The sequence below is a fragment of the Siminovitchia terrae genome (assembly GCF_003605405.2).
GTDB classification, from domain to species: Bacteria; Bacillota; Bacilli; order Bacillales; family Bacillaceae_C; genus Siminovitchia; species Siminovitchia terrae.
The window spans coordinates 166,068-180,899 of record NZ_QYTW02000004.1 but is presented as its reverse complement, the minus strand read 5'-3'; the positions used below and the strand labels follow the sequence as shown (position 1 = coordinate 180,899).

At 39.4% G+C, this 14,832-nt stretch carries 16 protein-coding genes and 2 pseudogenes; 5 read left to right on the top strand and 13 right to left on the bottom strand.

Annotated elements, in window-relative coordinates:
- Window positions 1–290: 290 nt before the first annotated feature.
- From D5F11_RS06890 to D5F11_RS06870, 5 genes are all read right to left on the bottom strand, one after another.
- Entirely contained in the window at window positions 291–746 is a 456-nt protein-coding gene (locus D5F11_RS06890; protein ID WP_120115364.1) for a MarR family winged helix-turn-helix transcriptional regulator, read from the bottom strand.
- Window positions 747–837: 91 nt separating this feature from the next.
- Window positions 838–1,119 carry a GNAT family N-acetyltransferase gene (locus D5F11_RS06885; protein WP_120115365.1) on the bottom strand — a complete coding sequence of 94 codons (282 nt, stop codon included), beginning with the start codon at window positions 1,117–1,119 and terminating at the stop codon, window positions 838–840.
- A 34-nt stretch (window positions 1,120–1,153) separates the two neighbouring features.
- A complete protein-coding gene (locus D5F11_RS06880; protein WP_120115366.1) occupies window positions 1,154–1,561 on the bottom strand; it encodes a (4Fe-4S)-binding protein in 408 nt (135 codons plus the stop codon).
- Entirely contained in the window at window positions 1,554–1,736 is a 183-nt protein-coding gene (locus D5F11_RS06875; RefSeq protein ID WP_120115367.1) for a hypothetical protein, read from the bottom strand. The genes D5F11_RS06880 and D5F11_RS06875 overlap by 8 nt, the downstream gene beginning before the upstream one ends.
- A 179-nt stretch (window positions 1,737–1,915) precedes the next feature.
- On the bottom strand, window positions 1,916–2,110 hold the full coding sequence (locus D5F11_RS06870; protein ID WP_126646516.1) for a hypothetical protein: 195 nt from the start codon (window positions 2,108–2,110) through the stop codon (window positions 1,916–1,918).
- 248 nt (window positions 2,111–2,358) lie between these two features.
- Here D5F11_RS06870 and D5F11_RS06865 point away from each other — a divergent pair, with 248 nt between their 5' ends.
- The gene (locus D5F11_RS06865) at window positions 2,359–2,988 is read left to right on the top strand and encodes a DJ-1/PfpI family protein (RefSeq protein ID WP_120115368.1); all 630 of its coding nucleotides are present in this window, start codon (window positions 2,359–2,361) and stop codon (window positions 2,986–2,988) included.
- A 392-nt stretch (window positions 2,989–3,380) separates the two neighbouring features.
- Here D5F11_RS06865 and D5F11_RS06860 read toward each other — a convergent pair.
- Window positions 3,381–4,853: pseudogene (locus tag D5F11_RS06860) on the bottom strand (aldehyde dehydrogenase family protein).
- A 14-nt stretch (window positions 4,854–4,867) separates the two neighbouring features.
- A pseudogene (locus D5F11_RS06855) lies at window positions 4,868–5,503 on the bottom strand (arginase family protein); the annotation flags it as partial.
- A gap of 561 nt (window positions 5,504–6,064) precedes the next feature.
- Between D5F11_RS06855 and D5F11_RS06850 the strand changes: the two are divergent.
- The 4 genes from D5F11_RS06850 to D5F11_RS06835 are packed head-to-tail and all read left to right on the top strand — an operon-like array spanning window position 6,065 to window position 8,484.
- Entirely contained in the window at window positions 6,065–6,706 is a 642-nt protein-coding gene (locus D5F11_RS06850) for a copper amine oxidase N-terminal domain-containing protein (RefSeq protein ID WP_185830543.1), read from the top strand.
- A gap of 15 nt (window positions 6,707–6,721) precedes the next feature.
- Window positions 6,722–6,967: a hypothetical protein gene (locus tag D5F11_RS06845; protein ID WP_120115370.1), complete on the top strand. Its 246-nt coding sequence runs from the start codon at window positions 6,722–6,724 to the stop codon at window positions 6,965–6,967.
- Window positions 6,968–6,983: 16 nt separating this feature from the next.
- Complete coding sequence (locus D5F11_RS06840) at window positions 6,984–7,904, top strand: FAD:protein FMN transferase (protein WP_120115371.1); 921 nt, start codon at window positions 6,984–6,986, stop codon at window positions 7,902–7,904.
- Entirely contained in the window at window positions 7,891–8,484 is a 594-nt protein-coding gene (locus D5F11_RS06835) for a ferric reductase-like transmembrane domain-containing protein (protein WP_120115372.1), read from the top strand. The genes D5F11_RS06840 and D5F11_RS06835 overlap by 14 nt, the downstream gene beginning before the upstream one ends.
- Before the next feature lie 47 nt (window positions 8,485–8,531).
- On the opposite strand, the gene D5F11_RS06830 is transcribed toward D5F11_RS06835, so the two are convergent.
- The 6 genes from D5F11_RS06830 to D5F11_RS06810 form a co-directional block, all read right to left on the bottom strand.
- Window positions 8,532–9,677: a sensor histidine kinase gene (locus tag D5F11_RS06830; protein WP_185830542.1), complete on the bottom strand. Its 1,146-nt coding sequence runs from the start codon at window positions 9,675–9,677 to the stop codon at window positions 8,532–8,534.
- Between the two features lie 85 nt (window positions 9,678–9,762).
- Entirely contained in the window at window positions 9,763–10,440 is a 678-nt protein-coding gene (locus D5F11_RS06825) for a response regulator transcription factor (protein ID WP_120115374.1), read from the bottom strand.
- Window positions 10,441–10,857: 417 nt separating this feature from the next.
- A complete protein-coding gene (locus D5F11_RS06820) occupies window positions 10,858–12,480 on the bottom strand; it encodes an amidohydrolase (RefSeq protein ID WP_120115375.1) in 1,623 nt (540 codons plus the stop codon).
- 23 nt (window positions 12,481–12,503) lie between these two features.
- A complete protein-coding gene (locus D5F11_RS06815; protein WP_120115376.1) occupies window positions 12,504–12,743 on the bottom strand; it encodes a hypothetical protein in 240 nt (79 codons plus the stop codon).
- 499 nt (window positions 12,744–13,242) lie between these two features.
- Complete coding sequence (locus D5F11_RS27715; protein WP_281277072.1) at window positions 13,243–13,374, bottom strand: hypothetical protein; 132 nt, start codon at window positions 13,372–13,374, stop codon at window positions 13,243–13,245.
- Between the two features lie 94 nt (window positions 13,375–13,468).
- The gene (locus D5F11_RS06810; protein ID WP_120115377.1) at window positions 13,469–14,806 is read right to left on the bottom strand and encodes a flavin monoamine oxidase family protein; all 1,338 of its coding nucleotides are present in this window, start codon (window positions 14,804–14,806) and stop codon (window positions 13,469–13,471) included.
- Between the last annotated feature and the right edge of the window lie 26 nt (window positions 14,807–14,832).

Here is a 14,832-nt window from a genome sequence, read left to right as displayed (position 1 = left end):
CCAAGCAGCTAACGAAGCGTTCGCTTCATCTTCCACTTGACTCATAAAATGAAATGGCGGCATTCTAGCTCATTCATGATATTTAGTAATTTTAAAACTTCTAAAATTTCAGGCTTGTAATCAAGATGATGACAGCCGGAGAATTCACTATTTTATAGTGTCCAAAAGCTCTCGCTGTAACCACTCCTTAGGCTTCTATATCATTTGTATGTCCCAATTAACCTCTCCTCAATAGATCAAAACATTTTAAATTAATATATTACTAATTCGAGATAATGGTTTAAAAAAATTTATAAGTTCTGTGCGTAATATCCTAACTTTTTTAACTGTTCAATCATGACCTTTTTTTCATCTGTCGTTAGACCCGCACAAATTTCTTTAATTGCTAACTTATGTTTAGGGAAAACAGCATCCATCAAATCCGTTCCGTCTTGAGTAATAGTGGCATAGGTGATACGTCGATCTTTTGGACAAGCTTTTCTCTTTATTAATTTCTTCTTTTCTAGCTTATCCACTACATAAGTAATGCTGCTGCTTGCAATCAATACCTTTTCACCAATTTTTTGTATCGGCTGTTCACCTTTACTATAAATCATCTCAAGAACAGCAAATTCAGTTGGATTCAATCCCAAGGACTTTATATCTTCTTCCACACGTTTCTTTATTGAATTTAAAGCCCTCGTTAAAACAATAAATAATTTTAGGGACAATTCTTCCTCTGTTTGTTCTTGAATTTTCTCGTCCATCAATATCATTCCTTCAAAATATCTCTAATTCAAGATAACTATACAATAAATTTTTAGTCTAATCAACTAATTTTTTTTCAAATACCAAGTCTTAACGATCTGCTAACACATCCTGATACTCTTTATGTCGGTCAATTTGACTCTTAGCAAATGGACACAATGGGATAATTTTCTTTCCTTCCTCACGTGCAAAGGCAACTATTTGTTCTACGAGGGCTTCCCCAACACCTTGCCCACGAAGCTCGTCTGAAACATACGTATGATCAACGATGATTTTCTCAACCCCTGTCGGTACAAAATGGATTTCGGCTAAAGCCCCCTCTTGATTTTCTCCGACGAAAAACGTATTCTTCCCTTTCTTGATCTCTACCATCTTGCTCAGTCACCCCTTTAAATTGGATCATTTTTTATGAACGGCATTCATGCTCATTATCACAAAATGGCTTATTGTGAGAGTGACCGCAACCACAAAGAGCAGCTCGGTTTAATTGAATCGTTTCATCCCCGTTCTTAATTGTCAAATTCCCTCTGATATACATCACATGACCAGGTTGCAAGTCAAGGGTTGTTTCAGCTTGCGGTTGTTCCCCAGCTTCTCCGTCTTTTCTCACATATTCCAAAGCGCCGCTAGGACAACGTTCGATCACTCTGGCCACATCATCAGCTAATGCCTGATCAGGGCTAACCCACGGCCGCTTGCTCACATCAAAAACCTCAGGAAGTCCTTTGACACATTTTGCAGCATGGATACAACGCTTGGAATGGAACTTTACCTCAATGTTTTCCCCATGATACACCTTATATTCATTATCCATCAACAGTCCCTCCCTCTTTAAGATTATCAAATGCGCCTTGGCGTATTTGCGCCCAGATTTTATCGAGCTTCGCTCGATAAATCTCCGCTGAAAATCTGTGGCGTCCGCCGGAGGCTTTAACTTTATTCAGCCGGGGTTTGAACCCCCACTGAATGGAATACCAATAGGCATTCATCTCACTACTTACAGAAGTAGGAGACTTCTGCTGAATGAAGTTAATGTTTCATTCATATTCATTTCCTCGTTCTTGAAAATTCGAATCCAGTCAGAAATCCTTCAAGGTGGCGAAGTATTCATATATTATTTCGAATTCGAGATAATTATATAATCAACTTCCTACCCTTGTCAACTAATTTATAAGGAGAAAAAATATGTAGAAAAAGAACATAGACATGTACTATCAAATGCGCCTCGGCGTATTTGCGCCCAGATTTTATCGAGCTCCGCTCGATAAATTTCCTCTGAAAATCTGAGGCATCCGCCGGAGGCTTTAACTTTATTCAGCCGGGGTTTGAACCCCCACTGAATGGAATACCAATAGGCATTCATCTCGCCACTTACAGAAGTGGGAGACTTCTGCTGAATGAAGTCAAATTAAGCTACATAGCTGACTCACAGGCTTGAATACGTTCCGACACTTATCGAACCAGAATCTCCTTTTGGCCTTTTTTAAATTTCCCGAACAATTTCTTGCACGATAGGATTCATAAAACTTCTTTAAGACGTTTTTAGGACATGAAAAAGGTTTACTCATACCCCGTATAGGTATAAAATCAGAAGATAAGGAGGTGATCAAAATGAAACAATTTCATGTAGGTATTTTACTTTTCAATGAGGTTGATGCCATGGATTTCGTAGGTCCCTATGAAGTTTTTACCTTATCAACCTATAAAGACAGTGATGTGCAAAAGTTATTTTTAAACCAGTTGGGTTTGGAAGAAAAACCATTTATCGTCAACACTGTTTCAGAAGATGGGAAACCTATAACCGTACATAATGGATTGAGGGTCCATCCAGATTATTGTTTTCAAACGGCACCTGATTTTGATATTATCGTCGTTCCTGGAGGTCCATATCGAGCGATAAAGACTTTATCTCAAAATAAGCAAATAATGAATTGGATTTCCCATCAATCAAAAGAAAAACTCATCCTTTCTGTTTGTACCGGCGCCTTCTTTTTAGCGCAAGCGGGATTATTACAAGGAAAGCAAGCAACAACCAATCAAACTGCGCTAGATCTTCTAGAAAAGTCCTATCCTAAAGTAGAAGTGGTAAGAGGGGTTAAGTTTGTCGATCAAGGAAATGTTGTAACAGCTGCGGGTATATCTGCAGGGATTGATATGTCTCTTCATATTGTTGGCAGGCTCTTAAACGAGGAAGCTGGGATTCGAACAGCTCAGACGATTGAATATAATAAACACTTGTAGCAACCCACATTATAACGAGGATCAGCTCTTATTTACGGTGTCGGTGAAAGTGCAGAGCTTCCTGTGAAATTAATTGCGAAATATATCTGATCATGTTGCAAGCTAAGGATAAAGTCGATTTCCTGCTCATTAGGGGATCGACTTTTATTGTTTTTGAATATCCCTTAGTCGTTTCCCAGATTGTTTGCAGAGCCTCTGCATTTTTATGACAATTTATTAAGAATCGCTAAACCAGAGGAAGTAACTAATCTCGTTTTATTCCTCGCTTCCGACGAACCAGTTACTGTGTTGGTTCTGAATTCGTTGTTGATGGAGAACCTACTGATACCAACTTTTGAATATTGAAAGTCAAAAAACTCAACAATGCTGCTTTAGCACTGTTGAGTTTTTTGTCAATTTTTGAACCAGCCTGTCAGCCCTACATTCATATTGCTATTGATCTGCTTAATCTCCTGGAAGTCTTCCAATCCATATGTTCCGAGACTGCGCCCTATACCGCTCTGTTTATAGCCACCCCACGGCGCTTCAACAAATGCCGGATGATAAGTATTGATCCAAGTGATGCCTGCTCGTAGTTTTTTGATGACGCGCAAAGCACGGGCCCCATCATTCGTAAAAATACCGCCTGCCAATCCGAAATCAACATCATTAGCCAATTCAACAGCTTCTTTTTCATCTTTAAACTTTTGAATGGTGACGACAGGACCAAAGATTTCCTCCTGCACGATCTGCATCTCCTGATTTACATCTGTGAAAACAGTCGGTTCAATGAAAAAGCCTTTATCCAATCCCCTATCCAAGATCCGGTTCCCGCCAGTTTTGAGAATAGCTCCCTCTTCCTGACCAATCTTGATATAGTTCAAAATTTGCTTCATTTGTTTCTCGCTGGCAATGGCGCCCATTTCCACGCCCTTTCATTTCCCGGACCAACTTTTATCTTATTGGCACGTTCAACAAATCGCTCAACAAAGGCGTCATATATTTCTTCCTGAACAAGGATGCGGCTTCCTGCTGCGCATATTTGACCAGCCCCCAAAAAATGCCAAACAAAGCTTGATCAACCGCACTCTCCAAATCAACATCATCAAAAATGATATTGGGCGATTTTCCGCCTAATTCAAGCGAAGTCTTTTTTAAGTTTTCAGAAGCAGCTCGCATGATTTTCCTTCCGGTCAGTGTACTCCCTGTGAAGGAGATGGCATCCACATCATGGCTTTCTGCTATTGTCTGCCCGATTACTTCTCCCTCACCTAAAACTAGGTTGGCAACTCCCGCCGGAATTCCAACCTGTTCCATGATTTCAAACAATTTCACTGCTGTAATAGGGGTGATTTCGGCAGGCTTGAATATAATTGTATTCCCTGCAGCAAGAGCGGGAGCTACTTTCCAGACACCCATCAGTAGAGGAAAATTCCATGGCACGATAAGTCCTGCGACACCAACAGGCTCACGAACAACCATCGATTGAATATCAGGATCCGGTACATCGTATGTCTCGCCGCCAGGTTTCGTAATCAATCCTGCGTAGTAACGGAAACAGGTTGCCGCATCTTGCATATCAAATTCGGCTTCAGCTCTTGTTTTTCCGTTATTCATAACCTCTAAATCAACAAATTCATCAAATTGTTCTTCCAGCTTATCAGCTATGTCATATAAATATTTTGCTCGCTTTGCGGCTGGCAGATCTGCCCAAACCCCGCTGTCAAATGCCGCTCTCGCAGCCTGAATGGCTACTTCCGCATCCTCCAGAGTTCCTTCCGCAGCCAAGGCAATGACTTCTCCATTTGCAGGATTATAATATCACGTACTACTTGATTGCTTGAATCTCTCCATTCACCATCTATATACATTTTCAAGTTGATCAAGTCGTTTTCCCCTTTCATCTATTCTCCTGCTGTCGTCTTTTCTTTAACGCAATTAATGTGATCATTTCATAAATGACAGATGATGCGAGCACCGCCGTGATTTCATTGGCATCATAAGCCGGCAGTACCTCTACCAAGTCAAAATCAACAACATTGAGTCCGTCTAAGGCGCGTACAAATTCCAAAGCTTCATAACTACTTGGACCTCCAACTTCAGGTGTTCCGGTTCCTGGTGCATACGCTGGATCAATAAAATCGATATCATACGTGACAAATACCGGACGGTCCTTTACCCGATCATGGATTCTTTTCATTACATTTTCAAAACCAACTTGGCGCACTTCCTTCATCGGAATAACTTCGAAGCCAAGGTCTCTTGCATCTTGGATATCTCCTGGCCCGTAAAGCGGCCCTCTCATCCCGACTTGAATCGAATGATCCATGTCGAGTAGTCCTTCTTCAGCAGCACGTCTAAAAGGGGTTCCGTGCATATATTTTTCTCCGTAATACTGATCCCATGTAACTCCATGGGAATCAAAATGGACAAGAGCAATTTTACCGAATTTTTTATGGAAAGCCCTAAGGTTACCCAATGTAATGGAATGGTCCCCACCCATAATGACAGGGATGACATTTTTCTCAAGAAGCGGTGTACTGGCCCGTGTCCAGGCAACATTTTAGCAGAACATTTTCATCGGGGAATGCTCTGTTTTTTTTATGGAAGTGTCAAAAATTGTTTCTGGGCGGATGATCCCAGCACCAATACACTGACATTAATAAAAGAAAAAATATAACAAACCTTAACAAGTATCGAAAAGTTTATCTCCCTCAAAAAGGAGCCATTTTTCATATTGTACGCTCCACTTCTCTCATAGGTGTTGACTCTGTTTTCCCGCCCGCTAATTTTTACCTTCATACATTTGTTGTGAACAAATACCTCGAAATAAGCAGAATTTCTTATAATTGTATGAACGGTTTTAATCTGCCATTTGGATCTCCCCTTTGAGGCCCCCTTCTCAAGTTCTTCATTTAAGCTCGGATAAGGTTCTATTCCTCATTTCAACCATTAACGCACTGTCATGTCAGTTCCCTCCTCATTATTTTTACCCATAAAAGTAAACAAACTTTTGAAGGACTTTTTATTTGATTTTCAGTTTTCTTTCAGACTCCCTTTTTATACTTATAAACCAGATGAGAAGGGAGAAAACAAAATGAAAAAGCTTTTGATTATGATGATGTCTGTTTTCTTTTTACTAAACATTGTACATTTTACCGTTAAAGCAGATGACGACCACGATCATAAGAAGTACAAATATTATAAGGGAGACTGGGGAGATGATGATGATGATGACGATGATTATGATGATGATTATGACGAAGATAATGAACACTATAATAATGAGCGAACGGATAACAGTAAGAGTATAACTTCCCAATGGTACCTATGGACTAGAATGGCAGGGACGGCAAAAGGTGAATTGCCGTTTTCCGAACCCCAAAATATGACTTTTCAAAATAACAGCTCAAAAAAACAACTTTCATTATACTGTATTCCGATGAATGGGGAACTTTTTATCCCGGGCAAAAGCGTTGGTGAATTCTTAGGTGCAAAAGCTTCATTCTATTCTGCCAGCCGTATTCTTGAACTGAATATGAATGATACAGAACTGATTTTTCGCGTCGATACCAATGTATCATATGAAAATAAAATAAAAACCCCCATTCCGGCTAGAGCAATGTTTTTTAATGAAGATGTTTACTTGCCAATTAGTGTCGTAGCAAATGGCTTGGGTTTTTCTATAAAATGGGATACAGAACAGCAAGTTATTTATTTTCAAGAAATGAACAATTAAAGGGGGACACATAAAATGAAACCTGATAAAAAAGCCAAATGGTTTATTGGTGCAGCGGGAGCAGCCTTTTCGGCCTTTGTTCTTACACAGATCGATAACCCGGAAACAGCGGAAGATCCTAATCAGCCAGACATCGTCATGGATGAATCGATGTCTGACCGGGAAAAAGAATTACTTGCATTAGACTGGACGAATTATGAAATAACTCCGGATCAGTCATATGAAAAAAAACGCAGCGATCGAACAACAAGAAGGACTTAATAGGGGATTGTGAAAAATGGAGACCTTTTCAATCAACGTGATGAACACAGATGTCTACATTGAGATATCTAATAGCCAAAAAAGCAATTGGAGAGAGGAAATAAAAGCATGGCTTTTGTATGTTGATCAGGAATGGTCCAGATTCCGTGATGATAATGAACTGTCCATGTTAAATCGGCTTCCTCAAGGTGAAAGCATTCAATTATCAGACCCCTTTTATGATGTTTTATATCGTGCCAATGAATACCGGGAAAAAACAAGGGGTCTGTTTTCTCCCTATTTAAAAATGCAAATGGAATCAAACGGATATGTAAAATCATTTCCTTTTTCCGGTGCACCAAGGACTTCACTTGCGAATTTTCATGAAGATATGATGAAAGAAACAAAACCGTTTCTTTTTCTAGGTCATAACATCATTAAAAAAATTACAAATCAAAAAGTGGATATCGGCGGGTTTGCAAAAGGATACGCAATGGAATGTGCAGCACAATGGTTAAGGAATACTGGCGGCGCAAAGTATGGAATAGTTGATGGCGGCGGGGATATAACCATGTGGTCAGATGGTGAAAAGGAATGGAAAATCGGCATAGCCAATCCATTTAAGGAAGGGACAGAAATTGGCCTCATTCGGATAAAAAGCGGTGCAATCGCTACATCCAATCGGCTATATAGAAGCTGGATGTATGGCAACGAAATGAAACATCATCTCTTAAATGGAAAAACGGGTGCTCCGATAAGGACAGACGTTGTACAAGCAACGGTGATGACTAAGCATCTACTTGATGGAGAAGTGCTTGCGAAAATGTGCTTTTTGTTGTCTGAAGAAGGGCGGGAACACTGGTTTAAAGATCACTATCCGCATTGCCGTTACTTCCTTGTGAGGGAAAGTGATCGAAAAAACCTTGAAAAGGAGGCAGTTGTAAATGGAGCTTTTTGAGGTATTCAACACATGGGTTCTGATTCGTCTTTTCGGATTATTGTCATACCTTTTCTTTACCTTATCCGTTAGTTTTGGAATGCTGGGACAATTTCGGTCCCTTAAAGCAAAAAAAGCGCTCTTGTTTCAGATTCACTTGTCTTCCGCTTGGGCGGGAATGATGACGGTTCTTGTTCATGTGCTGCTGTTACTGATTGACTCTTATCAGCCATATGAGTTAGATGAGCTCCTCATCCCTTTCTCCGCCTCCTACAGTCCCATTTTATCCGGAATTGGAACCATCGCTTTCTTGATGTCCTTATCAGTTATATTTACATCTGATACCATGGTAAAGGTACTTGGACGCCCACTGTGGAAGAAAATTCATATCCTTGTCTTCCCAGCCTGGCTTGGGATGGTCATTCACGGTTTATTTTTAGGAACAGATTCTTCAAATATCGCTGTTTACTGGTTTTACATTATCTCCATTTTCATTGTGTTAGTCATTCTTCTTTCAACCATGATGCAACAGAAGAAAAAAAGGAAAGAAATGCAGCAAAAAGAACTCACACCAACTAGGTTGCAAATAACAAGAAAGTGATGGGGAAAGACATCAGTACAATGGAAAAATAGAACTTGTTTTTTGCTCTATTTTTCCATTGGAAGAATGATGATAAAAATGGTTCCTTTTTCTTTTTCGCTTTTAACCTTTATCGTGCCTTGATGCAAATCGACAATGGTTTTTGCAATAGAAAGGCCTAATCCTGTACCAGACCCTGTCCGAGCAGTATCGCCGCGATAGAAGCGTTCGAAAATTCTTGTCAGAGCATTTTCGCTTATGCCAATGCCGCTATCTTGCACGGTGATGATCGAATTCTTTCCACTCACTTCCAGGGAAAGCATGATAATTCCTTCTTTTGTATATCGCCTGGCATTATCTAATAATATATATAAAAGCTCTTGGATCCTATTTTGATCCCCGAACATTTGTATATTTTGTTCAATGTTCATGTTAAATTGAATGGAATCAGGCAAGATAAGAGAAAACTTTCTTCCTATTGATAAAACTAAATCAGTTAAAGTGAAAAATTCTTTCTTTAAAGAAAAGTTCTTTTGGTCATTCCTAGCAAGAAATAATAGATCCTCTAATAATTCCTTCATCGAGATCGCTTCTGATTTTAAGTCATCCAGAACTTCATTGCTGATCGGGCTAAGATGCTCTTTATCCTCTGATTCAATCAGCTCCAATGAACTATAGAAAATGCTTAACGGCGTTCGCAACTCATGGGATGCATCTGACACAAATCTTTTTTGCTTGGCAAAAGACTCTTCAATCGGCTCCATTGCTTTTCCCGCTAGATAGTAACTTAAGATAGATAACAACAACGTCGCTATCAAAGTTAAAATAATAAAAACCCATAACATTCTCTGAAAAAAATGATATTGATCCGTTATGGATTGCCCAACAACAATAAATCCCATTAATTGTTCCTTTGATTTTATCGGCCGATACAGCAACATCAAGTGTTCCTGTTGCCACTCAACCTTAGCCAGTCTTGACTCGCTGATGTCTGCGGGCAGATGATTGATTAATGTTTTAAAAAACCCTTTGAATTGTTCATCTCCATGAATAATCTCTTTTTCCGCATTAAAAACGTAATAAAAATAGGAACGATTGGGATCATAAGAGATCGTAGGGCCCCCATCATCCATGTGTTCTATTAAATCATGCTGTTGGGCTAAGTAATGGTTTTCCAATTCCTCTCTTTGTTGCTGTTCCATTGTCTTGAACATTAACAAATACACCAAAATTAATATAATCAGCAAAAATAAAAAGAAGGAAATGGTAAATAAAATGGTTAATTTCCTTCGTATCGGATTAAGCATCGTCATCTCTCGTTTTATAGCCAATTCCTCTAACATTTTGAATGACAGAAGGCTTACCTTTTATGTCAACCTTTTTGCGGACCAGCTTAACGAGGGCATCAAGCGCATTGTCAGTCACATCACTGTCATATCCCCAAATCCGCTCGATAATCTGTTCACGTGTCAGCACTCTGCCCTTATTGCGAAATAAATATTCGAGAAATTGAAATTCATTTCTTGTTAGTTCTATTTTCTCATTGCTGTGTAGCAGCCTGCGTGAAGCAATATCTAAAACAATGTTTCCCGCTTTCAGTTCTTGTTCAAATGGTTTGTCGCTTCTTCTGGATAGAGCCCGTAATCTTGCGAGCAATTCTTCCATTTTAAAGGGCTTTACGATGTAATCATCTGCACCATAATCCAAACCAGTAATAATGTCATCGAGTTCATCTTTTGCAGTTAATATAATAATACCGCCTTGATATCCATGATGACGCAGCTTAGAACAAGCGTCCAGTCCATTTACTTTTGGCATCATCCAATCAAGGATAATGACATCATATGAAGTAATGAAGGCATAATCTAATGCATCTTGTCCATTTTGCACATAATCAGCTTGATGACCTTGTTTAACGAGCATATGGTAAAGCACCTTGCCCAGTCTGCTGTCATCCTCAGCTAGTAATATTTTCATAATCGGTCCCCCTTTGTTACCAAATTAACATAAATTTTAAAAAGGATTCCTGAAATCTTTATGAAATTTCAGAAACACTGTATATTGGCTAAGTAAGGGGGAACGAGGTCTGTTGTTCAGGAAGATGGAGTGCGTTTCAATTGTTAATATATTTTTTGATTAGAATATTGCTACTTTCATTTTAGGAATACAACAAGCTTTATCAAGTATTGAGAAAGTTGTCGCCCTCAAAAAGGAGACGTTATTTACAATGTACGTTTTAGTAAAATTCAAATACACCTGCAACAAAAAAACCGGCCTCCATACGGACAACCAGTTTTTCAGCTATAGCTTTAGTTCTCACATGCGTAAAAGTTCGATGACAGCTTGAGAACACCCCTTAACTCCAAGCTTTTGTGGGATTGGTGATACGAACCTTTAGGCCTTGATTCCAATATTGGAATTAGTATAAACCATCTCTCCGTCTATCATTGTCCATTCTACTTCGGCTTCTAACAGTTCATCGATGTCCGTTTGAATAATGGAACGATCAAGCAAAACTAAATCGGCCAGTTTACCAGGTTCAATACTACCTTTAATATTTTCCTCAAAGGATGCATAGGCACCGTTTAAAGTATACATACGAATAGCTTCGAGTAAAGACACTCTATTGCCATCCCCAATAACTTGCCCGGAGGATGATTTTCGAGTAACCGCAACATAAATGCCGCGTAATGGATTGAAGCCTGTTACCGGACTGTCAGAAGAAATCGCCGCTGGAATATCAGCATTTTGATAAGCATTCATTGGATACATATCATTGGCTCTAACACCATAGTTCTTAACATAACCATCCCCATACTCATAGAGAAAAGCAGGATTTGGTATAGGAACTACATTTAATGTTCTCATTCGTTCAATCAAATCTGGCGCAGCGACTCCAGCATGTTCGATCCGATGCCTTGCTTCTTCCCGTGGATAAAGTTGATGTGCTTTTTCAATAGTATTTAAAAGCATTTCGATAGCAGCGTCCCCTTGTGCATGAGAGGTGATTTGCCAGCCTTTTTCATGGGCAGGAATGAGCAGTTCATCTACTTCTTCCTGGGAAAAATAGTGAACTCCATAATTATTTGGGTCACTAGTGTAAGCCTCACGAGTCCAAATGGTAGGCCCGCTGCTACTGCCATCGAGAAAAAGCTTTACTGGACCTATTCTGAATTTATCATCTCCTAAGCCAGTAAAGATGCCCGCCTTCACCATATGTTTAACAATATCCTGAGCATTATTGAGAGCCCCAACCATAGCGTAGACTCTTTGTTTTATTAACCCTTTTTTACTGTCGGCTTGTAATACCCTAAGATTATCGAGGCCATAGCCCGTCGCATCATGAATAGAGGTAATTCCTTTTTCAGCGAAATGCTCTGAGGCAATTGTGTGTGCTTTGGATAGTTCTTCTTCTGAAAAAGCTGAGATATTAAACATCTTCATATGCGCATTTTCAATTAATAATCCCGAAGGTTCCCCTGCTGCCGTTTTATCAATTATTCCTCCTTGGGGATCTGGGGTATTCCTGTCTATATTTGCCACCCGAAGGGCATAGCTATTGACCATTGAAATATGTCCACATATTCTGGAAACCATGATAGGATGTTCTGACGTAATATCATCCAGTTCTTCCTTGGTGGGAAACCGCTTGTCCGAAATGAGAGATTCATTGTATCCCCAAGCCCTGATCCACTGGCCTTTTGGCGTATGATCTGCTTTCATTTTGATTTCTTGGAGCAGCTCCTTAATAGATTTTATCTTCTCACTTTGACAAGAAATGGATAAACAATTTGTTCCATAAACAGAAATATGTAAATGTGAATCAATGAAACCTGGTAAAAGAGTTTTTCCATTCAAATCTATGATTTCACTATGATCATCCTTTAATTTTAAAATGCTTTCGTTTGATCCGACTGCGATAATTTTATTTCCTCTTACAGCAACTGCTTCTGCCACTTGATCCTTTTCGTTAACTGTAATGATGTCACCGTTGATAAAAAGATATTGACTTTCCAATGATGGACCCTCCTGTATAATTATTATTTTATTCCAACATGTAATGAGACTGGTGTTTGATCTTCGTAGAGTCCCTCAACCATGTCAGGGAAAAATTCAATTGTTTCTTTAGATACCGGCTGAGTCATCAATGATGCACATACAAAAATGACGGCATTTACTAATAATCCCCCCATTTCTTTAATCAAATGCGCCTTGGCGTATTTGGGCCCAGATTTTATCGAGCTTAAGCTCGATAAATTTCCTCTGAAAATCTGTGGCATCCGCCGGAGGCTTTAATTTTATTCAGCCGGAGTTTGAACCCCCACTGAATGGAATACTAATATGCATTCATCTCACCACTTACAGATATGGGAGACTTCTGCTGAATGAAGTTAAATAAATGAATAGTTGCTGTCTAATAAAAAAAGTAAGCGTTATCAAAAAAATGTCAAACCACCCTTTTTTAGGCTTAAATGTAGCTTTCATATCAAATTTCCTTTTTATATTTTTGATCTTCTTATTTCTTTTAATCTTAATTTTCAATAATATTTAGCTAATTAAGACTCTCGATTCTATTGATTCAAATATTTAATCATCATTTTAACAATATATACCAAAGATTACATTAGACGAAATGTGAAGTACTTTCTACTAAAAATTTTATAATGTGTCCAATCAGTAATTCGAGAAAAAACAATAGTGCTTTTAGGACAACAACATTGGACCTTCCTACATTGTATGACAATGTCCTAAAAATGATCATTAAAAATATCGCTAACCTTAGTTGGAAAAATCACGGGCAGCAATAAAACCCGCCACCCCCTCTTCCTGCCAGTAAGCCCACTTTGTGTAAGTTGACTCACCAATTAACGCTATCATGCCCTCCACTCCGTATAAATCCGCGGACATCATTTTGAATGAGTAACCTCCTACTGCTATCGTTATCTATTTACTGGTATAAAAAGGCATAATCCCATTTTATTCGCCCATAAGCATTTTACTCATATCAAAAAATATCTTTATGTTTTAAACAGCTGTCCTCCTTTTTCAAATAATGATGAACCTTTCTCCCGGTATTAATGGCATTTTCAATGGCCCCGTCGATAAATCCTGCCCAGCCATTTGCATAAGTAGTCCCTGCCAAATATAATCCATTTTCCGGACGCCGCATTTCTTCTACATAAGAAGTCAATTGGTTCGGTTTTAACATGGGCCATGTTTCCTTTGAAAATTCATCATTCGTCCAGTCATGCCCGGTCACTTCCATCACTTCGACCTCAGGCAGCCAAAGCCTAATAGCTTGCTCCACCGCGTCTCGGTCCTTCAAATTCAACCTGTTTGCATCCGATCCGAATCCGACAACAATTGTATCTCCCTCCACTTGAGATTCATAGTAAATGGACTGCAGTGGATAGCCAACAGGAGCATATGTTACGAATGGTTCAAGCACCCCTTTGATCCTCGCCCATACTTTTACTCCTTTAGAAACTTGCTTTTCGCTTATAAAAGCCTGCTTCAATTCTGAAAGCGCGGGTTTAAAATCAATTTTATCCAATGTGCTCAACGGTACTGTTACAATCGCCGTTTTCGAATAAAATATTTCCCCGTCTTTCGTTTGAACACCCATATTCCCATCGTTGTTTTCCACGGAAGAAACAACGGAAGAATATTTTATTTCCGCTTCTACATCTGATGCAATCGCCTCTACGAGAGCCCTTGTCCCCCCTTTGATTTTGAATCGCCCGGCAGTGTCGGTAAAAATAGCCCGGTTCCCCTGTGAAAAAGCCCACCAACGGAACATCTGGGTGGCCGCGCCTTCTTCCGGAGGACCACTGTAATTAATCCCCATTGAACTGCTGATCAAATCCTGTTGTTCCTTTGTTAAATCAAATTTTTCAATAAACTCAGAGATTGATATGCTGTCAAATTCCTTAGAAATATTCTTTTGCATCTCAAACGGAAAAGGATAAAATGCAGTTACTTCTTTCATCATTCGTTCATAGCTCTCATTTAGAATAGAACGGAGCTCTTCCATTGTTCCGGATTTAACCTTTCTATCCGTTATCCAGTAAGCCTTCTTAGCAGGTTCCGCTTCGAATATGTCCAGATTATAACGTGTGAGTTCACTCCATAAATGCGGCTGGTACCAATGTACATACGTACCTCCCAATTCGAGATCACAGCCAAGCCTTCTATCCATCCAGGTCCTGCCACCCAAGCGCTCCCGTGCCTCTAGGATAAGAACACTGCGTCCAAGCATTTCCAATTCACGGGCAGCCGTAAGTCCCGCAAATCCCGCTCCAATAATAATGGCATCATAAACCTCTGTAACACTTTTTCCCATACCTGTCATCCTCCTATTGTATATAT